This window comes from Paenibacillus sp. SYP-B3998 (assembly GCF_010820665.1).
Taxonomy (GTDB): Bacteria; Bacillota; Bacilli; order Paenibacillales; family NBRC-103111; genus Paenibacillus_E.
The window spans coordinates 1,269,328-1,292,295 of sequence record NZ_JAAIKC010000001.1 but is presented as its reverse complement, the minus strand read 5'-3'; the positions used below and the strand labels follow the sequence as shown (position 1 = coordinate 1,292,295).

25 protein-coding genes are annotated in these 22,968 nt (G+C 41.9%); all 25 read right to left on the bottom strand.

Going from position 1 to position 22,968, the window contains the following annotated elements; genetic code table 11:
- Positions 1–9: 9 nt before the first annotated feature.
- A complete protein-coding gene (locus GK047_RS05920; RefSeq protein WP_163942506.1) occupies positions 10–642 on the bottom strand; it encodes a flagellar biosynthetic protein FliO in 633 nt (210 codons plus the stop codon).
- A gap of 59 nt (positions 643–701) precedes the next feature.
- Complete coding sequence (locus GK047_RS05915) at positions 702–1,064, bottom strand: response regulator (protein WP_163942502.1); 363 nt, start codon at positions 1,062–1,064, stop codon at positions 702–704.
- A gap of 26 nt (positions 1,065–1,090) precedes the next feature.
- Entirely contained in the window at positions 1,091–2,347 is a 1,257-nt protein-coding gene (fliY, locus tag GK047_RS05910; protein WP_163942499.1) for a flagellar motor switch phosphatase FliY, read from the bottom strand.
- Positions 2,337–3,335, bottom strand: coding sequence for a flagellar motor switch protein FliM (fliM, locus tag GK047_RS05905; RefSeq protein WP_163942495.1), 999 nt, complete (start codon positions 3,333–3,335; stop codon positions 2,337–2,339). Before fliM ends, fliY begins: the two co-directional genes overlap by 11 nt.
- Before the next feature lie 35 nt (positions 3,336–3,370).
- Positions 3,371–3,856 (bottom strand): flagellar basal body-associated FliL family protein, encoded by a 486-nt coding sequence (locus GK047_RS05900; protein WP_163942492.1) that lies wholly within the window; start codon positions 3,854–3,856, stop codon positions 3,371–3,373.
- Positions 3,857–4,078, bottom strand: coding sequence for a flagellar FlbD family protein (locus GK047_RS05895; protein WP_163942490.1), 222 nt, complete (start codon positions 4,076–4,078; stop codon positions 3,857–3,859).
- Positions 4,079–4,145: 67 nt separating this feature from the next.
- A complete protein-coding gene (gene flgG, locus GK047_RS05890; RefSeq protein ID WP_163942488.1) occupies positions 4,146–4,967 on the bottom strand; it encodes a flagellar basal body rod protein FlgG in 822 nt (273 codons plus the stop codon).
- 90 nt (positions 4,968–5,057) lie between these two features.
- Entirely contained in the window at positions 5,058–5,444 is a 387-nt protein-coding gene (locus GK047_RS05885; RefSeq protein ID WP_163942486.1) for a TIGR02530 family flagellar biosynthesis protein, read from the bottom strand.
- Positions 5,441–5,884 carry a flagellar hook capping FlgD N-terminal domain-containing protein gene (locus GK047_RS05880; protein WP_163942484.1) on the bottom strand — a complete coding sequence of 148 codons (444 nt, stop codon included), beginning with the start codon at positions 5,882–5,884 and terminating at the stop codon, positions 5,441–5,443. The genes GK047_RS05885 and GK047_RS05880 overlap by 4 nt, the downstream gene beginning before the upstream one ends.
- Positions 5,885–5,921: 37 nt before the next feature.
- Positions 5,922–7,415 (bottom strand): flagellar hook-length control protein FliK, encoded by a 1,494-nt coding sequence (locus GK047_RS05875; protein WP_240343764.1) that lies wholly within the window; start codon positions 7,413–7,415, stop codon positions 5,922–5,924.
- Between the two features lie 33 nt (positions 7,416–7,448).
- Entirely contained in the window at positions 7,449–8,366 is a 918-nt protein-coding gene (locus GK047_RS05870) for a MotE family protein (protein ID WP_163942482.1), read from the bottom strand.
- Positions 8,367–8,388: 22 nt separating this feature from the next.
- Positions 8,389–8,832 (bottom strand): flagellar export protein FliJ, encoded by a 444-nt coding sequence (gene fliJ, locus GK047_RS05865; protein ID WP_163942480.1) that lies wholly within the window; start codon positions 8,830–8,832, stop codon positions 8,389–8,391.
- A gap of 9 nt (positions 8,833–8,841) precedes the next feature.
- Positions 8,842–10,167 (bottom strand): flagellar protein export ATPase FliI, encoded by a 1,326-nt coding sequence (fliI, locus tag GK047_RS05860; RefSeq protein WP_163942477.1) that lies wholly within the window; start codon positions 10,165–10,167, stop codon positions 8,842–8,844.
- Positions 10,164–11,015 carry a FliH/SctL family protein gene (locus GK047_RS05855; RefSeq protein WP_163943689.1) on the bottom strand — a complete coding sequence of 284 codons (852 nt, stop codon included), beginning with the start codon at positions 11,013–11,015 and terminating at the stop codon, positions 10,164–10,166. The genes fliI and GK047_RS05855 overlap by 4 nt, the downstream gene beginning before the upstream one ends.
- A complete protein-coding gene (gene fliG / locus GK047_RS05850) occupies positions 10,999–12,015 on the bottom strand; it encodes a flagellar motor switch protein FliG (RefSeq protein WP_163942474.1) in 1,017 nt (338 codons plus the stop codon). The genes GK047_RS05855 and fliG overlap by 17 nt, the downstream gene beginning before the upstream one ends.
- A 12-nt stretch (positions 12,016–12,027) precedes the next feature.
- Positions 12,028–13,608, bottom strand: coding sequence for a flagellar basal-body MS-ring/collar protein FliF (gene fliF, locus GK047_RS05845; protein ID WP_163942471.1), 1,581 nt, complete (start codon positions 13,606–13,608; stop codon positions 12,028–12,030).
- Positions 13,609–13,651: 43 nt separating this feature from the next.
- Positions 13,652–13,960: a flagellar hook-basal body complex protein FliE gene (gene fliE / locus GK047_RS05840; protein ID WP_163942468.1), complete on the bottom strand. Its 309-nt coding sequence runs from the start codon at positions 13,958–13,960 to the stop codon at positions 13,652–13,654.
- Positions 13,961–13,980: 20 nt separating this feature from the next.
- The gene (flgC, locus tag GK047_RS05835) at positions 13,981–14,430 is read right to left on the bottom strand and encodes a flagellar basal body rod protein FlgC (protein WP_163942465.1); all 450 of its coding nucleotides are present in this window, start codon (positions 14,428–14,430) and stop codon (positions 13,981–13,983) included.
- A 6-nt stretch (positions 14,431–14,436) separates the two neighbouring features.
- Positions 14,437–14,844, bottom strand: a complete 408-nt coding sequence (flgB, locus tag GK047_RS05830; RefSeq protein ID WP_163942463.1) for a flagellar basal body rod protein FlgB — start codon at positions 14,842–14,844, stop codon at positions 14,437–14,439.
- Positions 14,845–15,087: 243 nt separating this feature from the next.
- Positions 15,088–15,873 (bottom strand): GTP-sensing pleiotropic transcriptional regulator CodY, encoded by a 786-nt coding sequence (gene codY, locus GK047_RS05825; RefSeq protein ID WP_163942460.1) that lies wholly within the window; start codon positions 15,871–15,873, stop codon positions 15,088–15,090.
- Between the two features lie 38 nt (positions 15,874–15,911).
- Positions 15,912–17,312: an ATP-dependent protease ATPase subunit HslU gene (hslU, locus tag GK047_RS05820; RefSeq protein ID WP_163942456.1), complete on the bottom strand. Its 1,401-nt coding sequence runs from the start codon at positions 17,310–17,312 to the stop codon at positions 15,912–15,914.
- A gap of 197 nt (positions 17,313–17,509) precedes the next feature.
- A complete protein-coding gene (gene hslV, locus GK047_RS05815; protein ID WP_163942451.1) occupies positions 17,510–18,064 on the bottom strand; it encodes an ATP-dependent protease subunit HslV in 555 nt (184 codons plus the stop codon).
- A gap of 213 nt (positions 18,065–18,277) precedes the next feature.
- On the bottom strand, positions 18,278–19,600 hold the full coding sequence (gene trmFO, locus GK047_RS05810) for an FADH(2)-oxidizing methylenetetrahydrofolate--tRNA-(uracil(54)-C(5))-methyltransferase TrmFO (protein WP_163942449.1): 1,323 nt from the start codon (positions 19,598–19,600) through the stop codon (positions 18,278–18,280).
- Positions 19,601–19,613: 13 nt separating this feature from the next.
- Positions 19,614–21,716, bottom strand: a complete 2,103-nt coding sequence (topA, locus tag GK047_RS05805; RefSeq protein ID WP_163942446.1) for a type I DNA topoisomerase — start codon at positions 21,714–21,716, stop codon at positions 19,614–19,616.
- A gap of 70 nt (positions 21,717–21,786) precedes the next feature.
- Positions 21,787–22,878 carry a DNA-processing protein DprA gene (gene dprA / locus GK047_RS05800; RefSeq protein ID WP_163942444.1) on the bottom strand — a complete coding sequence of 364 codons (1,092 nt, stop codon included), beginning with the start codon at positions 22,876–22,878 and terminating at the stop codon, positions 21,787–21,789.
- Between the last annotated feature and the right edge of the window lie 90 nt (positions 22,879–22,968).

Here is a 22,968-nt window from a genome sequence, read left to right as displayed (position 1 = left end):
AATTTCTTTCTATTCATCAACATTCAACCGATCTTTTGGTTTTTGTTCCGAAAGCCAATCTTCGACGTTTTTGTTGCGATTCGTCACTCGTTGAAGCTTATCGTGAAATACTTGTTGAAATGAAGAGGTGATTTCCACATCTTCCTCGATCGCTTTATTACGAACAAAGAGCTTACTTGCCCATTTACTCAAAGAGACAAATCCAGTTCCTTGATCTTGAGTCGCTGTAAGCAGCTCTGTAATATAGGCAACTTCATCAGCGTCATTGATTTTATCCAACAATTGAATATTTTCTCCGACGCCAACCACGAAGAGCGAATGACCTATTTCAACAATTTGAACCGATTTGTTCTGTCCAAGTGGCACTCCACCTATAGAACGAATCGAATTCCCAAAAAAGGATCCCTTATTTTTCTTAGCAAGATATTTAATAAGCATAAAAAACAAGAGAATAATCAAGACTAAAAAGAAAATTACTTTAGCGATCATCTTAAATGAATCGAATGTATCTGCGCCCGAGAATTCTGAACCAGGAATACCTTGACCTGGTTCGGATTCAGCGAAACAATAAACTTGTGCAGTTAAGAAAATTACTATACCAAATGCAGCAGATAACAGTCGTCTGGATTGGAGTCTCCTCATAGTCACATCCCTTTCGGTTTATGTAAGACTTATAAGACTCAACCGAAATCCATCAACGGTTAACCTAAAGTCTTCTTGATTGCTTCAATAACTCGGTCCGCCTGAAAGGGCTTCACAATGAAATCTTTAGCGCCAGCTTGAATAGCGTCGATTACCATTGCTTGTTGCCCCATAGCTGAACACATGATTACTTTAGCGTTAGGGTCAAATTTCTTAATTTCCTTCAGAGCTTGGATACCATCCATTTCAGGCATTGTAATATCCATTGTGATCAAGTCTGGTTTAAGCTCTTTGAATTTCTCAATTGCTTGTGCGCCATCATTTGCTTCTCCACAAACATCATAACCATTTTTCGACAAAATATCACGAATCATCATTCTCATAAAAGCAGCATCGTCCACGATAAGAATACGGTTAGCCATTATAAAACAGTCCCCCTAGAGTTAATTTATTGTAACTTTTGAATTCGTTCCCACTGATTCACAATATCTGTGACACGTACACCAAAGTTTTCATCGATGACGACAACCTCGCCTTTTGCAATCAGCTTATTGTTAACCAAAATGTCAACAGGTTCACCAGCAAGCTTGTCCAATTCGATAATAGAACCTTGTGACAATTCTAAAATATCTTTAATTACCTTGTGAGTTCTCCCTAATTCTACAGTCACCTTCAGCGGTATATCCAGTAGCAAATTAAGGTTTGTATCTTCCGCTTGCCCTATAGAACCCGCCTGCAGATTACCAAATTGAACTGGCTGTACATTTACGTTACGGTTTGGCATTCCACCATAGGCCGCAGGTGGCTGTTGATACATCGGTTGCTGCGGTGGATACATCGGCGGGTACATCGGTTGTCCCATTGGTGGTTGCTGATACATCGGTTGCTCATATACTGGTTGTTGATACGCTGGTTGTGCTGCTGCTGGAGGCGGAGTATGGACCTCTTGGACTGGAACAGCAACCGGAGTCTGAACTGCTGCTTGTGCAGCAGGTGCAGCTTCTGCAGCGGCGTCGGAGTCTCCTCCCATCAAAATCGATACCATTTCTTTGGCAAAAGGAACAGGTAAAAGTTGCATGATGTTGGAATCGATTAGATCGCCAATCGTCAGTCGGAACGATATTTTAATAAATACGTCCTCATCAGGCAAATTCCCTTCTCCTTTCGACAAATTTAAGATGTCGATTCCTGGAGGAGAAATATTGACAAATCGATTAAAGATCGTTGACATCGAAGTTGCAGAAGATCCCATCATTTGATTCATCGCTTCTTGTACAGCGCTAATATGAATCTCACTGAGATTTTCATCCCCACCAGTACCGTCGCCACCCATCATTAAGTCGGCAATTACCTGCGCATCTTTCGTTTTGATAACTAGCAAATTAATGCCATCAAACCCATCAACATAGTTGACGTGAACTGCTACATGCGGTTTTGGAAATTGTTCTTCCAGTTCTTCTTTGGCAATTACGGAAACCTTCGGTGTCGTAATATCGACTTTTTTGCCAAGTAACGTTGAAAGAGCTGTGGCAGCACTACCAAATGTGATGTTTCCAATCTCACCAAGTGCATCTTCTTCCAAAGAAGACAAATAGTCTTCTACTTTTGGATGCCCATGAAAAGAAGAGTCCGAGCTATCATCTGATGACTGCTTTAGCAAGGCATCAATCTCTTCTTGAGACAAATAATCTCTATTATTCGTCATTATCTTCTTCTCCTTCATTTACGATATCTGTAATTTGTACAGCCAACTTCCCTTTTACAGTACCAGGGTTTCCAAGATATTTCAGCTTCTCGCCCACTTTGACTTGAAGCGAATCTTCGACGGGTTTATGCAGCGGGAGGACATCACCTACAGTTAAGCTTAAAAATTCACGTATCGTGATTTCCGAAGTTCCCAACTCTGCAATGAGAGGCAGCTTGGCTTTCTCCAAGCGCGATTGAAGTGCATCAACTTCTTCAGGTGCTCTCGTCTTCTTTTGTGAAACAAACCAATGATGTACAGAAAGACGAGGCATGATCGGTTCAATAACAACATGAGGGATACATAAATTAATCATTCCCGTTGTATCCCCGATTTTTGTGCTTAATGAAATCAGTGCAATCGTTTCATTAGGAGAAACGATTTGCATGAACTGCGGATTCGTTTCTAACGCCTCAAGACGAGGTTGAATATCAATAACTGTCTTCCATGCTTCCTGCAAACTATCAAAAGCCCTGCTAAAAATACGTTCCATCACAATGGTTTCAATTTCTGTTAAAGCATTGATTTTTGTTGGCGTCGTACCTGCTCCACCCAACAATCGATCCAACATGGCAAATGCAACGTTGGGATGAACCTCAAGCACCATTCGACCCTCTAAAGGCTCTGCTTCAAAGATGTTCAAAATGGTCATTTTCGGGATCGAACGAATAAACTCATCGTAGGGCAGTTGTTCAACCTGAACCACATTAATTTGTACGAACGTACGAAGTTGTGCGGAAAAATACGTTGTTAAATATCGCGCAAAGTTTTCGTGGATCCGGGTTAAGCTTCGAATATGATCTTTAGAGAATCGTACCGCCCTCTTAAAGTCATACGCCCTTACCTTTTTCTGCGTCTCTTCTTTTTTAAGTTCATCCGCATCCATTTCACCGGATGATAACGCAGCAAGTAAGGCATCGATCTCATTTTGCGATAATACATCAACCATTAGAGTCACCTCCTTCAAGCAAATTCATAAGTGAGCTATTGAAGCACTTTATCGGTTATCCAAATCTGTTTGATTTTGCCTTCATGAAGCAATGGATTTAACTTGTTCATGAGTGTAGAGGTCAGTGTATCTGAACCTTTACTTCCTTCGATTTGTTCCTTAGTCATGTCTCCAAGCGTTTGGACAATTGTTCCTTTAACCGCTGAATCCAACAAACTATCAAATTCTTTTTTGCCCTTGCTGTTTTCCAATTCGAAAGCAAAACTAATTTTGATAAAATTTTGACTTCCCGATAAGTTAGTCAAAATGTCTTTAATGATGGCTGTATTCTCTTTCACTACTTCAGCCGTTGGTGCTTTCGTCGGTTTGACAGATTCAACCGCATCTTTAGCTTGTCCTGCAGGATCTTTGGATTGATTGTTCTTCTCCATAAAGTTCCATAGCACAAAGGCAGCCGTCAAAATCAATGTGATCGCTATCAAGATGGAAACGATAAGAATAAATATTTTGTTCTTGAACACCTACGAGCCCTCCGTATCTCTGGACTTTATTGTAGCTCGAACTGAGCCAATTTCCTGCATGTAGGTTCGCACTAAGCTTACCACAACCTCGGCCTTCTCGAGAACCGTGATTTTCTTCCCTGTTGTCAGAGTAATCATCGTATCCGGCGTCTCTTCAATCATTTCAAACAAAATTGCATTCAGGAAGAGAGGCTTGCCATTTAAACGCGTTAGAGAAACCATATTATCCTCCTGTATCCATTAGGGGGGGGGAGATCTATTATCCCCCCTAAGTTACATTACTTAGCTATTAACGCTTGAGATTGACTACTTCTTGCAGTACTTCATCAGACGTTGTAATAATCCTCGAGTTAGCTTGAAAACCACGTTGAGCGATAATCATTTCTGTAAACTCTCCAGTAAGATCAACGTTCGACATTTCGAGTTGCCCCGAAATAAGTGTACCCGTTCCTGTTTCAGTATTGCCTGGGGCACCTACTTCCATAGCAGCTTCCGGGTTCGCATTCGCCGTAATGCGATAAAGGTTACCGCCTAGCTTTTCAAGACCCGATGGATTAATAACTTTGACTACACCAATTTTTTGATCTGTTGGTGCAGTAACTCCAGCAGAGTTAACCCCAATAATGTCACCATTTTGAGCGATGGAAAATGAAACAATGTCATCAGGAAGTTTAACCGGTCCGCCGCCACCAGCAGCCATAACATGAAGTCCTTCTGCATTTACAAGGTTACGACTTGCATCCAAAGTAAAGTTACCTGATCTTGTTAAGTAAGGCGCTTCCGTTTGCTCAGCTGTACCCACTGCGAAAAATCCATCACCGTTAATGCGCAAGTCAGTAACTACGTTCGTCGTCATCGCGCTACCTGGTGTATGAATCGTATCAATCGCTGCCATACTAACACCAAGTCCGACTTGCTGTGCATTTACCCCGCCACGATTTTCATCTGCAGCACTGACACCAGAAACCGTTTGACTCAAAATGTCTTTGAACATAACGCGGCTTCCTTTGAAACCAATGGTATTTACATTTGCAATGTTATTACCAATTACGTCTAATTTCGTTTGAAAACCGCGCATACCTGAAACGCCTGAGTACAATGATCTTAACATGTGAGATGCCTCCTAATAGGTGTTCAATATACGTTGAGCTGCTTCCTTCGTTCCACAGCCCTAGGCTTCCTGATCGGTCCAGCCTAATGATTAAGAGATAAAAATCGCACTATCAATTTGTGTAAAAACATGTTCATTCATTGAATTTCCATCCAGCGCCGTCACGACTGTTCGATTAGGAACATTAACGATGAGTGCATTACCATTCAAAAGCATAAGAGCATCCTTAGCCCCTTTTGCGGCAACCTTGTCAATAGCGGTGCTCAGTTTATCAAGCTGCTCTGGCTGTAACTGAATGCCTCTTTCTTTAAGCCTAACTTCAGCGTGATGACTAATCCGAACATATTGCTCCTGAAGAAGCTTTTGAAAAGATGGTTTACCGGAAGTCGATACCGGTTGCTGTATAGTTGTTCGTCTCGTCGACGCCGGGGGAATCGTGTTTGGATAAAGCTGTCCAATCGATATACGCTCCGTCATTTGGTTTCTCCAACATCCTCAATTTTAGTGAGTTTGTCTAAAGAAATTTCCTCTCCTTTCACGTTGGCATATTGATTACCATCTTTAAATGTGATGGAATCTACTATGCCCGTTTTCACAAGAGAAGCCCCCGAGGAATCCGTAGCCGTATAAGTGATAGACTTACCAATCAAACCAGAAACAAATCCTAACGACTGACGCATCAGCTTCATCTCGCCTGCCATGTTCGTTAATTGTTCAACGGAGGTAAATTGAGCCATTTGTGCGATGAATTCTTTATCTTGAAGGGGCTGCGTTGGGTCTTGATTTTGCAGTTGAGTAATCAAGATTTTAAGGAAATCATCCTTACCCAATGTGTTTGGATCTTTATCTTTCGTTTTCGTTGTCTTCCCCGAATTAATAATATCCGTTACGTTACCAACGACTGCACCTGTTGCCATATTCTCACCCCCAGGTTCTTGAAGTAATCTTCAAACTTTAAGCAATCACATCGAAAGAGTTGCCATACGTAGCTGTACGTGTTTGTGCAACGTTTTCAATTTCTTGATTAAAATCAGCACTGTCCGCTTGGTAATCACCTGACCGACTTTTGTTTTGACGCTGTGATTGATTAGAGAACTGCTGCTGACGCTGATCTTGAAACATGCTAGATTGCATATTTGCATTTTGCGTAACTTCGAGCTTCTCAACTTGTAAACCTTGTGTTTGAAGAGCCTGCCTCAACTGTGGCAGTTGACTTTCTAGCATCTGCTTAGCCGCAACCGTATCCGCTGCAAATTGAGCAATTAATTGACCCTGGTGCATAGTAATCTTAACATCAACATGCCCAAGATTTTTTGGGAATAAAGACAATTTAGCTTCAGAGATACCATCGGCTAGTGTAATTTTCATTGTCTTCAACACATGCTCGGTCATCTCTTCAGAGAAGTTAGCAGCATTCATTGTTGAAGTTGCTGGTTTATCTACTGGCGGAGAAGCTAATTGAGCTTTTTGCAAATCAGTTAGAGCAATGATTGAATTAGGTGTTCCAACTTCTTCTACTGCAGCTTCTTGAGTCGGTTCTAACACTGATTCAGAATTAGCCATAGATTGGATTACAGGAACATTCATCACATTTTTAATAGCTAAAAGCTCTAATTTTGACTTTGGAGTCTGAATAACAGTAACTGTGTTCATATCCTGTGTTTGCGAAGTTACGGACTTGTTACCACGCTTATGTAATCCATGCAGGCTGTTCACGGACAAATCTTCCTTAGCCCCTTCTTCCAGCCCTTCAGAAGCTTCCACATTAGCGTTGGTCTGTTCAGTCATGCTGTTAACAGATTTCAAGGTAGCTACTAGCTGTGGGAGTAACGGTTCGATCACTTGCTGCAAATTTTGATTTAAGTATTGCAAAATCGGGTTATCCGGCTGCTGCTTCGTTAATGAAGCAAGCGTTAACAAGGTATTCTGTGCTTGTAAATTCACCGCATCTCCAGCTTGCAAATTAGAAGGAGCAGACAAGTTAAAAGCAGTATTCGTTTGACCATCGGTCAACGACTTTAATAACTGCTCAGCCTGATCAAACCATTGCTTTAACTTTGGATCCTGCATTAGTTTACTGGCTAAATCCCCGTTGCTATTCATCGCCTGCAATAACATTTCAGGTAGTGGCTGATCATCCGAAGCACTCTCAGCATTCTCAGCAGATGTTTGAACAACATTTTGCAACGGCATTGTTAGACTTTGCAGCATTTGCATGAGCTCTGCCAAAGAAGTTACTTCATTAGCGCCACCTGCTGAATCGGAAGGTTTGTCTTGTCCCAGTTGTCCTCCCAAGACTTCATTAAATGAGTCCTTCGAGCCAGTACTCGGATTTGCACTATTACTAGCTGACGTTGTTGCTGTTGCTGTCGTTGTCGTTGTTGCTGCCTTAGATGAAGTAGATGGCGAACTTGTTGAAGCTGGTGTAACTGGCATTTGCACGTCCATTTTTCTCACCTCCCCTCACAGAATGAAAACAAACTACTGAGCAAGCTTAGCTGTGATAGAAGCCGCTACTTCCTTGTTCGCATCAGATAAGGAAGACATCACCTTGGAACGAGAGGCGTTGTCCATCCCACTTAAAATAGCAAGCACTTTATCAGGATTAGATTTGTTCATTTCTAGTAGAACATTGGATGCACTTTTAGGTGTCATATTGGCAAAAGTTGTTCCCAAATCTGCTTTGCTTACTGAAGTCCCATTGCCGGTAGTCTCTTTAACTCCATTCAAAGCCAGTCTCGATTGAAGAGCTGCAATTTCTTTATCACGAACAGGCGTTACATCTTTAAGTCCAATTGAAGCTTCTGCTGCTTTTTTCGCATCCATTTTTTCCAAAATCGCTCCACGTGCATCTGCTTTCATCATAGAAAATACAAGAACCATCTCTTTTGGAGTTAAATTCTCGATGATTGGTGCAGCCTTACTTGGCGTCATCTTTGCATAAATAGTAGCGAGCTGAGTAATTTGATTGTTATATTCTTCTTCGGTTTGCGTTTTACTTTTTAGCTTCTCTTCCAACTCTGCTATCTTCGTTTGCTCATCTTTTAACGTTTGATCTTTTTGCTCGGTAGTAGAGTCGGATTTCTTTAATGCCGCCTCCAACTCAGCTACTCTTGCATTAAGCTTAGTAATCTCTTCATCCTTGCCCTTCATGCTTTCCTCTGACGTCTGTGCTTTTCCTGATCCAGACACAATTGCTTTCTCTTTAGGCGCGGGTATCACACTGCCAATAAGCGGTGTATTATGAAGTGCCTTCTGGATACTGCTCTTGATATCGTAATCAAAGATAGATAGCAATACGAAGAGCAAAACCGCCGTGAACACAAACGGAATGACAAACCATATCAGAAAACGCTCTAATGCACTGTAGGAAGTGCCTTCCATGCTTGTATCGGCCATCTCCTCTTCCCTCCTTCACGCTTCAATACGATAAACGCCTGAAACGGTTTGTGGCCATTTCGTCAAGAGCTTCTTGCTCTTTTTTGGCTGTAAAAGATTGAAATTGGTGGTAAGCCTTTTCTCTGGCTTTCGTCCAGACCTTTTCATCAATCATTCTTTCCGAAAGATGTTCTTGTTTCTTGTCAACAACATGCTTCGCGGTTTGCACATCCTGATTTTTTCGCATGATTTGATGATCTAAATGATTCATATAATTTTGCAAAAGCAACATTTGAGAAATCGATATGGAATTTCCAGAAGCGTCCGCAATTCGGGTATGCAGTTGATCCTTTTCTTCGAATAGCACATGAAGATTCGTTTCTTCACTTCTTAGATGACCGATCGCTTCGGAAAGTATCCATTCTGCTTGAGTTCGTTCATTATTTTTGAGATCCACAATTTGCTGAAAAGAATACCGGAACTTCATTCAGGTCCCTCACTCCTTATAAAATTCATGAATCAAACGTTGTTGAGCTTCTTCAAACGTTAATTTCTCATTCGTTCTTTGCTTGGTATAGTCCCAAATCGCTTCAATATTTTCCATTGCGATATCGATATTAGGATTCGAACCTTTTTGGTACGCCCCTATATTAATCAGGTCTTCCGAATCTTTATATATCGAAAGAAGTCGCTTTAGTTGATCGGCAGCTTCCATATGTTCATAAGGAACAATTTCTTTCATTACACGACTCACGCTCGACAACACATCCACAGCTGGATAATGTCCTTTGTTAGCAATACTTCGGTTCAGAACGATATGACCGTCTAGAATACCTCGTACAGCATCAGCGATAGGCTCATTCATATCATCACCATCAACCAAAACCGTGTAAAATGCTGTAATTGATCCTTTAGGTCCTGTGCCCGATCGCTCTAACAAACGGGGAAGCATAGCGAAAACGGATGGCGTGTAACCTCTAGTAGCGGGTGGCTCTCCGACGGCTAAACCAACTTCCCGTTGCGCCATGGCAAAACGAGTTACCGAATCCATCATCATCATCACGTTCAGTCCACGATCTCGGAAATACTCTGCAATGCTTGTAGCGATCATTGCACCTTTAATTCGGATAAGCGCAGGCTGGTCAGATGTTGCAACGATGACGACAGACCTCGCAAGACCTTCCGGACCTAAATCTCTCTCAATAAAATCGAGAACTTCTCTACCCCGCTCACCTATAAGTGCAATTACATTGACATCAGCTGAGGTATTACGTGCAATCATACCCATTAATGTACTTTTACCGACGCCGGACCCAGCAAAAATACCTACACGCTGACCTTTACCTATCGTCAAGAGGCCATCGATGCAACGGACGCCTACAGAAATAGGATCCAAGACACGCGGTCTAGCTAATGGGTTGCTCGGCTTGTTATTCGTTGAATATTGCGCCATTCTTGATGGCAAGAAAGAACCGTCCAAAGGTTGACCTAAACCGTCAAGTACTTTACCTAATAACTCATGACCTACCTGTACGGTTAAAGGCTTGCCCGTTCCGACCACATCACATCCAGGTCCTATAGCATCCAAGTCGCCTAAAGGCATCAGAACAACCTTGTTGCTTCGAAATCCAACGACCTCCGCCTTCAACGGCTTACTCGCCTTTTGGGGATAAATGTAACAAAGATCACCAATACTCACATCTGGTCCCTCTGACTCCACGGTCAGACCGATAACCTGAGTAACTTTCCCATTCACACGAATTGGATCAATGGAATTTAGAAGTTCTTTGTATTTATCAGCAGTCGGTATAGTTACACTCATGATTCGGCTCCCTCGCTTTGGATAGCCATTTGTTGAAGAGCTGATTTAATTTCTTTCAGTTGCGTATCAATTCTAGCATCAATACTACCGTAAGATGAACGAATCACACATCCGTGATCCTGTACAGATGAATCTGGTATAATTTCCAGCTCTGCCTGCGAATCAATAGAAGTTAATAACTCTTCTCTTGCATCTTGAATATAAGAAAACTGAGAAGGAGTTACGCACAAAGTAATGATCCCTTTCTCACGCCGACGTGAAAGTACCTTTTGAACAAGATCTAACACCCATTCTGGATTCAAGCTCAATTGACGGCCAATGACTTTTTCAGCGATAGATGTGCTTAGTTCTATCAGGAAAGGCTCTGATTCTTGAATGATTTGTTGTTTAAGTGTATAGGCTTGTTCCAAAATGGTACGTGCTTCTGACAGCATTTCATTATATTCTTGTCTAAGCGCTTCTTCGGCCTGGTGGATTCCTTGTTGATATCCTTCTTCAAAACCAGCCTGTTTAGCCTCAGACACATGCATTTCATCTGCATCGCGGCGTTCATTCCACCATGTGGTAATTTCAACATCAACTTGCTCGCGTAGAGCAGTGCATTCCTGCATAGCAAGCTGGATTTGTTCACTAGCAAAAGCCTCTGCATCTTGAAGAATCTGATCTTTCAAGCTTGTTGCTTCTGTAAGTTCCTGCTGCTGCTCTGGCGTCAACTGATTTTTCGCTGATTCCTCGTCTTCAAGCAAACCAGCAAGATACAATTGTTGCGGAGATAACGATTCAACTAACTTTTTATCATCTAATGAAACATAGGCAAATGATTTAATGACATTAGACAATAATATCATCTCCTCCACCACGAGCAATGATGATTTCACCTGATTCTTCTAAACGACGAATCGTGGCAACGATACGTGTTTGCGCCTCTTCAACGTCACGTAAACGCACAGGACCCATAAATTCCATCTCTTCTTTAAAGGTTTCTGCCATCCGTTTAGACATATTTTTGAACAATGCCTCACGCACTTCTTCACTTGCCACTTTAAGTGCAAGCTGCATATCCGCATTTTCGATATCACGAATAATACGCTGAATAGAACGATTGTCGATGTTGACAATATCCTCGAATACAAACATCCGCTTTTTAATCTCTTCGGCAAGTTCAGGATCTTGAATTTCAAGCGAATCCAGAATTGTACGTTCCGTACCACGATCGACACCATTGAGGATTTGTACAATTGATTCAATACCACCCGCATTAGTGTAATCCTGAGTAACCGTAGCAGAAAGCTTCTGTTCAAGCACTCGTTCCACTTGACTGATAACTTCAGGCGATGTACTGTCCATTAACGCAATACGCTTGGCAACATCCGCCTGCTTCTCTTGAGGCAACGAAGATAAAATAATCGATGCTTGATCGGCTTGCAGGTAAGATAAAACTAATGCTATGGTTTGTGAATTCTCATTTTGGATAAAATTAAGAATTTGAGCAGGATCCGCTTTTCTGGCAAAATCAAAAGGCCTAACTTGCAAAGTTGCCGTTAACCGGTTGATAATATCCAGAGCTTTCTGAGACCCTAGCGCCTTTTCTAAAATATCCTTGGCGTAAGCTATACCACCTTGAGAAATAAATTCTTGCGCTAAACAAATCTGATGGAATTCTGAAAGAATTGATTCCTTCTCTAATGAATCTACTTTTCTCACATTTGCAATTTCTAGAGTTAACTGCTCAATTTCCTCTTCACGCAAGTGTTTAAATATTTGAGCAGACACCTCAGGGCCTAAACTGATCAAAAGAATGGCTGCCTTTTGTCGTCCCGATAACCCTTGCAGAGCAGCTTTGGCCATACAAGTGCACCTCTATTCGTCTACTAACCAAGTACGAAGCAAATTAACGAAATCCTCTGGACGTTTCTTGGCAAGAGTCTCCAATTGTTTGCGTACCTGATTGTCATTGGTAACATTCTCAATATCGATGGTTGGTAGTTCTGCTTTCGTTGTGGTCAAGTTCAACTCTTCTTCTAATTGTTGCGAAGCCTTTTTACGTCTTCGTAAAATATATCCACCAATTAGTCCTAATACTAGAGCTGCAAGCGCCAATCCACCGTATGTCATATACGTCGTAGTCTTTGAAGCTGTTGAATCTGCTTGACGCACAAAAGAATGTGCAAACACTGTAACTTTTTGCTGCAATTCAGCGTCAGTATAAGTGACTTTATTATCAGCAAGCGCAGTCCTAACAATATTGACTAGTGCATCTCGTACTGCAGCTTTCGTTTCCGCAGTCAGAGAAGCAGGATCATCTTTAAGTGGAGGTTCAATTCCTACATTAATGCTAAGATCCTTCACTACATAAGGACTTGAAATAATATCATTTGTAATCCGATTCACTTCATAATTAACGGTCTTACTATTTTTTTCTGAATTAGATTTACCGGAGCTGGATGATCCCGGATATCCCGGCACATCTGTTGAACCTGTACCAGGCACTCCACCACTCGCTGCCCCGTCGTTCTGATACGACTCGGTTGCTTCTTGTAAAGAGATTTCCAACCCTTTTTGATCAACTTGATTTGGAGCAGTTACTAATTGCTCTTTGCTTTTCTTTTGATCAAAATTCATTGTTGAAAATACACTTACAATTACTTTGTCTTTACCAAGCATTGTCCCTAACATACTGTTGATGTTCTTCTGCAAGTCATTTCGGAACTGATTATTAATATCAGCTTGACTTGTAACCAAATTCGCAGAGGTCTGTCCGCCAGCTTTAGACGAAATCAAGCTCTCTCCATATTGATCGGAGATGGTGATATTCTCTAACGGTAGATTCTTTACACTGTGAGATACTAAGTTGTAAATTGTATCAATCTTACCTTGATCCATGGCATAACCTGGTTTTAATTGCAGCACGACAGAAGCGGTTGCCTTTTCTTGTTGTTGTTGTAAGAACGGTCCTTCTTCTGGCAGCGAAATTAAAACTTTAGAACTGCTTATCGCTTGATTCGAGTTAATTAGCTGTTGAAGCTCGCCTTGAACGGCATTTAAATATTTCACTTTAAACTCATTATCCGTGATACCAAATGAACTGCTGTCGCTAAAAGCACCAAAGCCTAAGGATCCATTTTTGTTCAACCCCTGTGACTCAACGGCAAGTTTTACGTTTGCCACCTGATTCGTTGGAACTTCGATACTTTTACCATCAGCGCTAAGATGATAAGGAGTCTTAGCGGTATCCAAATATGTTTTAATGGAAGCTGCATCACTTGGCTGCAAGTCCGTAAATGCAAGTGAATATTCGGTTTTTGACAAATTGTAACTTATGATTGCCGCAGTAAGAACCAAAAGGAAAACCGTAGCTATGAAAGTGATTTTCGTTGTTCTACTGTATCGATTCCAATATTGTTTGACCTTTTCCCAATATTGGAGTAGGTTCTCATTCACTGTGTCACCTCATTGACCCAAAGTTTAGCAGCAATTAATTGAATCACAGCTGCATTCTCATCATTTCTTGGTAAGCTTCAAGGACCTTGTTCCTAACCTGTACGGTCAGTTCGAGCCCTAATGAAGCTTTCTCAGAGGCGATAGTCAGTTGATGAACATCCGAAAGCTCTCCTTTGATGAAACCTTCATTCAATTGGTCAACTTGCTTTTGCTGTGCATTTAAATTATCCATTGCATTATTTAGGAATGAACCGAACCTTTTCCCTAAATCAGCAGCACCTTCGCCTGAGTTATCTTTAGGCTGAACGGAGCTCATAATATTCATAGGACTAAAACTAATTTTATCTATCATGATGAGCCCTCCTGTAATAGTTATCTACCAATTTCCAAAGCCTTGGTTATCATCGATTTGCTTGCGTTCAGTGCAGTGACGTTAGCCTCATAAGATCTAGTTGCGGATATCATATCAACCATCTCTTTTAGCACATCGACGTTAGGCATATAAACGAACCCATTCGAATCCGCATCAGGATGCGTTGGGTTGTAGACTTGTTTAAGAGGTGAGGTATCATCGAAAATTTTGTTCACCCTTACACCTTCCCCAGTTCCATCACCCATAGCTGATTTCAATGACTGAGCAAAAGTAGGCTGCGATTTTGTTTCAAAGCCCACCAGTTTCCTCTGATAAGGAATCCATTTCCCATCTACTAACTTAGCACGCGTTGTGTCTGCATTCGCGATATTAGATGAAATGACATCCATCCTCAATCGTTGAGCGGTAAGCGCGGATGAACTTATATCAAAGCCATTAGTAAGTCTCATCGTTTATCACTTTCCTCCCAAAACTGTACGGAATTTTTTGAACTCACTGTTCATTTGTTGAATCATCGTGTTGTATTTGAGTTGATTCTTCGCCATCAAAGACATCTCATAATCCATGTCGACATTATTCATGTTATTGTTGATTGCTGTCGTTTTATCGGTTTTAATTTCTGGACTTTCAACATTTGTAGATTTCCCTATAACAAAATGCCTACGATCTGTCCGATAACCTTCTATAGAGGGGGTCGCGGAGCTCATTTGACCCTGCAATAACTCTTCGAACATAACCTCAGAACGTTTAAAATATGGTGTATCCACATTGGCGACGTTATTGGCTATTACCTTTTGTCGCAAGGATGACGCATCAAGTGTGCGCTCCATTAAATTCCAATTGGGCTTGTCTATAATAGACATATAAGATACCCACTTTCTGTAGACTGGTTGATGTATAATTCAACATTGCTTCAAATGATTCCTTCTTATTTCGACATTATTCTCAGAAAAAATAATTTGATTAACTACCATAATGTAGAAATTTGTAGAGCCTTCCGCTACATTTCTTATCATCTAAGATATTAACCTAACTTACAATAAGAAAAAAGCCCTATCTTTTTTTGCCAGACAGGGCTTTTTCTATCATTTCCACGGTTTATTAAATTACAATTTCGTCTTTATTTGTTCAATGCTTTGCATCAGTTGCTCATTCAAAATACGTATATAAGTTCCCTTCATGCCAAGAGACCGCGTTTCAATGACACCTGCACTCTCTAATTTACGTAGGGCATTTACAATAACGGAACGAGTGATTCCCACACGGTCAGCAATTTTACTTGCTACTAATAGACCTTCTTTGCCATCTAATTCCTCAAAGATATGTTCTACCGCTTCCATTTCGCTAAAAGATAAAGAACCAATAGCCACTTGAACGACAGCTTTGCTTCTCGCCTCTTCTTCAACTTCTTCTGCTCGTTCTCTCAATATCTCCATAGCTATGACTGTAGACCCATATTCTGCTAATATTAAGTCATCATCCACGAAAGGAGCGTCATTACGACTTAACACTAACGTTCCTAATCGATCGCCTCCACCAATTATCGGTACAATTGTTGTATAGGTGTACGGAAACATATCTTTCATTTGATCCGTGTAGTAGTAATACGGACTATCCGGTTCTACGTTAGATGAGGTTTCCTCAATCTTCATCAACAGATTGTTCGACTCAATTGGAAAGCGTTTGTCGATTAAAATAGTTTGATTCATTTCGGGGGAAATCGGGTCGTTCGTTAACGCATAACCCAAAATTTTCCCCTTTCGACTTACTACATAAATATTTGCGATAACAATGTCGCGCAAAACTTCAGTCATATCCATAAAGCTGACCGCATTCCCTGCTTCTTTTTGAAGCAAACGATTCAGTCTTCTTGTCTTGTTTAATAAACTCATTTAACTGCCTCCTACTTACGTTACCTTGCAATATTTCTCTACAATATATACTGACTAAGATCTCGATTTTGAACAATTTCACTTAATTTTTCACGAACATACGCTGGATCAATGATGAATTGCTCCAGTGTGATTTCTGGTGCTTCAAAGGAAAGGTCTTCTAATAATTTCTCCAGAATCGTATGTAGACGTCTCGCACCGATGTTTTCTGTATTTTGATTCACTTCAACAGCAATTCTGGCTATTTCCTTAACAGCTTCATCAGAAAACTCAACAGTTATACCTTCTGTTTGAAGGAGCGCCGTGTATTGTTTAGTCAAAGCATTTTTGGGTTCTTTTAGAATAGAAACGAAGTCTTCTAAAGTCAAATCACTTAACTCTACACGAATTGGAAAACGTCCTTGAAGCTCTGGAATCAAGTCAGAAGGCTTCGCAATATGAAACGCCCCAGCTCCTATAAATAGAACATAATCCGTCTTCACCGAGCCGTACTTGGTTAACACAGTAGACCCCTCAACGATAGGCAAAATATCACGCTGCACACCTTCTCGGGACACATCTGGCCCTCCGCCGTTGCCGCGGCTGCTTGCGATTTTATCGATCTCATCAATAAATATAATGCCCGACTGCTCAGCCCTATTAATCGATTCTTGAATCACTTCATCCATATCAATCAACCGCTGTGCTTCTTCCTGAATCAACACTTTACGTGCTTCTGTTACTGTTAATTTACGCTTTTTGGTTTTTTTGGGCATGAGACTGCCAAACATTTCTTGCATGTTCATTCCCATTTGCTCGTTTCCTTGACCTGCAAGCATATCCATCATTGAAGGCGAAGAATCTTCGACTTCAATCTCTACGACTTCATGTTCCAACTTCCCCTCCGCTAGTTGCTCCGCGATTAGGATCCTTTTGGCAGAAAGTGCAGGATCGGAATTCGTATGTTCTTCCGGATCAGATTGATTTTGGCTGCCAAAAAGCATCTCCAACGGATTACGTTGAGTCTTGGATACGGTGGGACTTGGCGCAAGTAAATTAACTAATCGCTCATTCGCCAGCTGCTCAGCTCGATCTTTAACGGTCTCCGTACGCTCTGCTTTTACCATGCGAATGGATGTCTCAACCAAATCGCGTACCATAGACTCGACATCGCGTCCAACGTAGCCGACTTCCGTAAATTTCGTTGCCTCTACTTTAATAAACGGCGCTCCAACCAACTTAGCTAATCGTCGTGCAATCTCTGTTTTACCTACACCAGTTGGGCCGATCATAAGAATATTCTTTGGTACGATTTCATCGCGAATCGATTCATCCAGCAAGCTTCTCCGATAACGATTACGCAAAGCAATCGCGACCGATTTTTTCGCTTTCTTCTGACCCACAATGTAACGATCCAATTCCTGTACAATTTGTTTGGGTGTAAGGGAGCTGTTTTTCACTGAAAGTACCCTCCTAAGAGCTTTCCAGAGGAAAGCTGGCATCATAAACATTGACTTAGTTACGCTTCAGCAAAACTACTTGAAAGCTTAAACTAAGCTTTCAAGCGGAAAAGCTAGTAACCGTAACTCAGCTCTTGCCTTAGCAAAGCTTATTACACAACCAAAGAGAAAATGCTTCCCCACATTACACATAATAGTTATTCAATTTCTTCGACAATAATATTATGATTAGTGAACACACAAATCTCCGCTGCAGTCGTTAACGCCGCATGAGCGATCTCTCTTGCGCTTAACTCAGGCGCATGACGATGGAGCGCTCGGCCAGCAGCCAGAGCAAAGCTGCCACCCGATCCAATGGCCAAAATACCATCATCCGGTTCAATAATTTCGCCATTTCCAGAGAGCAGTAGGAGCCCGGAAGCATCCATTACAAGCATCATGGCTTCAAGTCTGCGCAAGACACGATCCTGCCGCCAGTCCTTCGTCAATTCTACTGCAGCACGCTGAAGGTTGCCATGGTGCTCCTCTAGCTTGCCCTCGAATTTTTCGAAAAGTGTAATCGCATCAGCCACGGAACCAGCAAACCCAGCAACCACTTTCCCTCTATATAAACGCCGTACTTTTTTGGCGCTCCCCTTCATAATCATGCTGTTGCCAAATGTTACTTGTCCATCTCCTGCAATAGCGCCCTTACCCTGATGCCGAATCGCAAAAATCGTTGTCGCATGAAAGGATGCATTCTTCGGATCCATCGATTTCACCTCTTATGGAATCATAGTCATGGTCATTCAATTACGTATGAAGATTCAGTCTTATAAACGAGATAAACCTCTAGCGAGGTCTTTCGAAAAAGAACGACCGCGTCTAGAGGTACGATATTGGGCATTTGAACTAAGATCAGCCTTATTTGCATCCATTATTATGCTACAAAACATAACTATAGTAACACAGGGAGAGCTTGACTATCAAGTTAAAGAGTGCTCATTTTGCGAAAAATTCTGAATACTCTCAAGTGCACGATTAGCCAATATTTCATACTTTTCCTTTTTGTTACGGATACGTTGTGGTAGCGGAGGAAGTAGTCCAAAATTCGCGTTCATTGGTTGGAAATGTTTGAAGTCAGCCGTTGTAATGTAATTAGCCATACTGCCTAATGTCGTTTCATGTGGAAACACTAAGCAGGATTCGCCTTTGGCCAAACGACCTGCATTTATTCCCGCTATAAGTCCTGAAGCTGCTGATTCCACATACCCTTCGACACCCGTCATTTGACCGGCGAAGAATAGATTTTCTCGTTGCTTAAACTGATAAGTAGGTTCAAGTAATCTTGGCGAATTTATAAACGTGTTCCGATGCATAACGCCGTAACGTACGAACTCTGCATTTTCTAGTCCCGGAATGAGTGACAGCACGCGTTTTTGCTCGCCCCACTTCAAGTGAGTTTGAAACCCAACGAGGTTGTATAAAGTTCCTGCGGCATTATCTTGACGAAGTTGTACAACCGCGTGAGGCATCTTTCCTGTGTGAGGGTTAATTAATCCTACAGGCTTCATTGGGCCAAATAACACAGTTTGTCTACCGCGCTTAGCCATTATTTCAAGAGGCATACAGCCCTCGAAATATATTTCCTTCTCAAAATCCTTTAGTTCCGCAACCTCAGCGGTAATCAAGGCATCATAAAATACGTTGAATTCCTCTTCCGTCATCGGACAATTCAGATATGCAGCTTCTCCTTTATCATAACGAGATGCAAGATATACTTTATTCATATCGATCGAGTCTTTTTCAACAATTGGAGCGGCTGCATCATAAAAGTACAGATATTCTTCGCCCATCAACGTTTTAAGCTCACCAGATAATGCCGGCGAAGTCAATGGTCCAGAGGCAACCACCGTGATCCCCTCAGGTAGCGTTTGTATCTCTTCATTACGAACCTCGATGAGAGGGTGATTGCGCAGCGTCGATGTAACACCTTGGGAAAAACCATCACGGTCAACAGCTAAAGCGCCTCCTGCAGGTACAGCATGTTGATCAGCGCAAGAAAGGATGAGCGAATCCAACCGTCTCATCTCTTCTTTCAATACCCCCACAGCGTTCGTTAGACCATTAGAACGAAGTGAGTTGCTGCACACTAGCTCAGCGAATTGATCTGTAATGTGTGCTGGCGTTTTACGTACTGGACGCATTTCATATAACGTAACAGGCACGCCTTGACGGGCGATTTGCCATGCGGCTTCGCTGCCTGCCAATCCTGCTCCGATGACAGTTACTCTTGGATATTCTGGCAAAATCGGGACACCTCTAATCTTTCACTTCATCTTGATTATCATCATTCAATTCTTCCTTGAAATCACATTGAACGCATTGAATGTTTACGCCATTCTTGCTTCTTTTCTCAATCAATAGTGAGCCGCAAGAAGGACAAGGTTTGCTAACTGGCTTATCCCACGAAACAAAGTCGCATTCTGGATACTGGTCGCATCCAAAAAATATACGGCCTTTCTTGCTTCTGCGTTCGACAATTTTGCCTTTTTTACAGGTTGGGCATGTCACACCAATATCTTTAACAATTGGTTTTGTATTTCGGCAATCTGGGAACCCTGAGCATGCAAGAAACTTACCGAAGCGCCCCATTTTATAAACGAGATGTTTGCCGCATTTCTCACAAATCTCATCGGACACCTCATCCTGAATCTCAATTTCCTTCATTTCTTCTTCGGCGAATTCAAGCCGCTTCTCGAATGAAGTATAAAAGGAATCCAGTACCCTCACCCAATCTTCTTTTCCCTCTTCAACAAAATCCAACTCTTCTTCCATATGAGCCGTAAACTCGACGTTAAGAATTTCTGGGAAAAATTCCTCCATCAATTGAATCACTAGTTCGCCGAGCTCCGTCGGAACGAACTTCTTCTCATCAATGGCAACATACCCACGCTTTTGAATCGTCTCTAGCGTTGGTGCATACGTACTTGGTCGTCCGATACCCATTTCCTCTAGTGCCCGCACTAAACGAGCTTCTGTGTACCTTGGAGGAGGTTGAGTGAAGTGTTGCTTCGGATCTACACTTTGCTTCGGAAGTGAATCTCCCTGCGAAAGCGGTGGTAATAGTTTGTCTTCTTCTGTCGTCCCGTCATCATTACTTTCAACGTACACTTTCATGAAGCCTGCGAATTTCATTTTAGAACCAGATGCACGGAATACGGTCACACCAGCAGCCAAATCGATAGTCATCGTGTCTAGAATAGCTGACGCCATCTGACTCGCTACAAAACGTTCCCAAACGAGCTTGTACAGCCGATATTGATCCTTACTCAGGAATTCCTTCATCTGATCAGGCTCGCGAAGTACGGATGTAGGTCTAATACCCTCATGCGCATCTTGCGCATTTGCATTTTTTTTGGTGTAAAGCCGTGGCGTTTCTGGATAAAAAGCAGCGCCGTACTTCCCCTCAATAAACTCCTTGGCTTCTCCTTGAGCAACAGGTGAAATGCGTGTAGAGTCAGTACGCATATAAGTAATTAAACCTACGGTACCTTCCTTACCCAAGTCGATACCCTCATATAACTGCTGCGCCACAGACATCGTCTTCGACGCCCGGAAATTCAGTTTTCTCGCCGCTTCCTGCTGCAAGGAACTCGTAATAAAAGGCGGGGAAGGATTACGTTGACGTTCTTTCTCTTTTACTTCTTTAACTGTAAATGCTTCACTACCCATTGCAGCTAGTATTTCGTTGACATCCTCTTCCGAGTGCAACTCTCTTTTTTCACCATTGATACTATGGTACTTTGCTTCAAATGTAGTCTTACCAGCATCCAGAACAGCCGTAATGGACCAATACTCTTCCGGTTCAAACGCCTTGATTTCATTCTCGCGATCATAAATGAGCTTAACGGCAACTGATTGCACGCGGCCTGCAGACAGCCCCTTCTTCACTTTCTTCCAAAGCAAAGGACTAATTTTATAACCAACAAGACGATCGAGTATCCGTCTAGCTTGCTGTGCATTAACAAGATCTTGATTAATAATACGAGGTGTTTTGAAAGCGTCCTTAACTGCCTCTTTCGTGATCTCATTAAAAACAACGCGACAAGCTTCGTCGGCGCCAACAGCTAAATAGTGCGCCAAATGCCATGCAATCGCTTCCCCTTCGCGATCCGGGTCAGCTGCTAGGTATATTTTTTTTACTTTTTTACTCGCATCTTTCAATTCTTTAAGGATAGAGCCTTTGCCACGTATTGTTATGTATTTAGGCTCAAAGTTATTATCTACTTCTACGCCAATTTGGCTCTTCGGAAGGTCTCGAATATGACCCATCGAGGCTTTTACAATGTATTTACTGCCTAAATATTTACCGATGGTCTTGGCTTTTGCAGGTGACTCAACAATGACTAAACAATCTGCCATGGATCGTCCTTCCTCCCCTCTTGGTTTCAAGGTAAAGTCTAATGGCGAGAAGAGAAGCTCCTTGAATAGCCTATGCTAATATGTATGTAGATCCTGGAAGCTGCTTAATCGCCTTTTTCAATAGTAAAGATAACAGAACTGCATGCAAATGTCCAAACGTAAATTGTGTGCTTTCTAATAAGACATCAATATTCATAGGCTCATACGACATAATTTCTACGATTTTTCGTTCATCTTCTGTTAACTCAATAACCTGTATAGGCTTCAGTAAAGCGCTCCGTTCAGTTGAACTCAGCATATGAGAATAGTCTTCCACAATATCTTCAACACTGGTGACTAACTTCGCGCCTTCCTTGAGCAGCTTATGTACACCACTGCTTTGGTGAGAATGAATGGGCCCCGGAACAGCGAAAACATCACGCGACTCGTCAAGTGCGAAGTCCACGGTAATCATAGAACCACTATCCTCAGCTGCTTCCACCACTGTTACTCCAAGACAGAGCCCCGCTATGATCCGATTGCGTTGAGGAAACATCCCTGGGCGCATTCCCGTCCCTATCGGGTACTCAGAAATAATAACCCCCTCTTGTTCAATGTTACGGAATAATTGGGCATTTTCTCGCGGATATACCTGATTAATAGCACATCCTAGAACAGCCACAGTTTTAGCCTTTCCTTGCAATGCCCCAATATGAGCCCTACTATCAATACCCCTGGCTAAGCCACTTACAATCCCGAATCCAGCTTGCGATAGCGCAAAAGCCAGCTCTTCGGCGATTTTTTTACCATAAAGCGTTGGGGTTCTTGTTCCAACCATCCCCAAAAGTCTTTGATTCAGATATGTTTTATCTCCTTTCACATATAAAATCCAAGGAGGTTGCGCAATTTCTTTTAGAATAAGAGGGTAATCTTCGTCTAGGATAGTGAGAATTTGAATGGATTGCTTCATATATAAATGAAGCCTTTGCTCAATAAAGGAAGGAGTCAATTTTTTGGTGATCTGTTCAGCAATCGAAGCTCTGATCCCTTTGGAGATTAGGTCATCTGCTGAAAGATGAAAAAGCGCTTGAGGTTCAGGAAAGCGGCTGAGGAGTTGAAGAATCGTTTTCCAACCAACGCCTTCAAGCTCATGGAGACCAAATATAATAAAACGATTATTCATAAGTATATACACTCCTTACCCTCTTGACAAATATGTTCAAGCCCAAAAAACAAAAAACCTCCCAAATCCCTATTTAAGGGGAAATGGAAG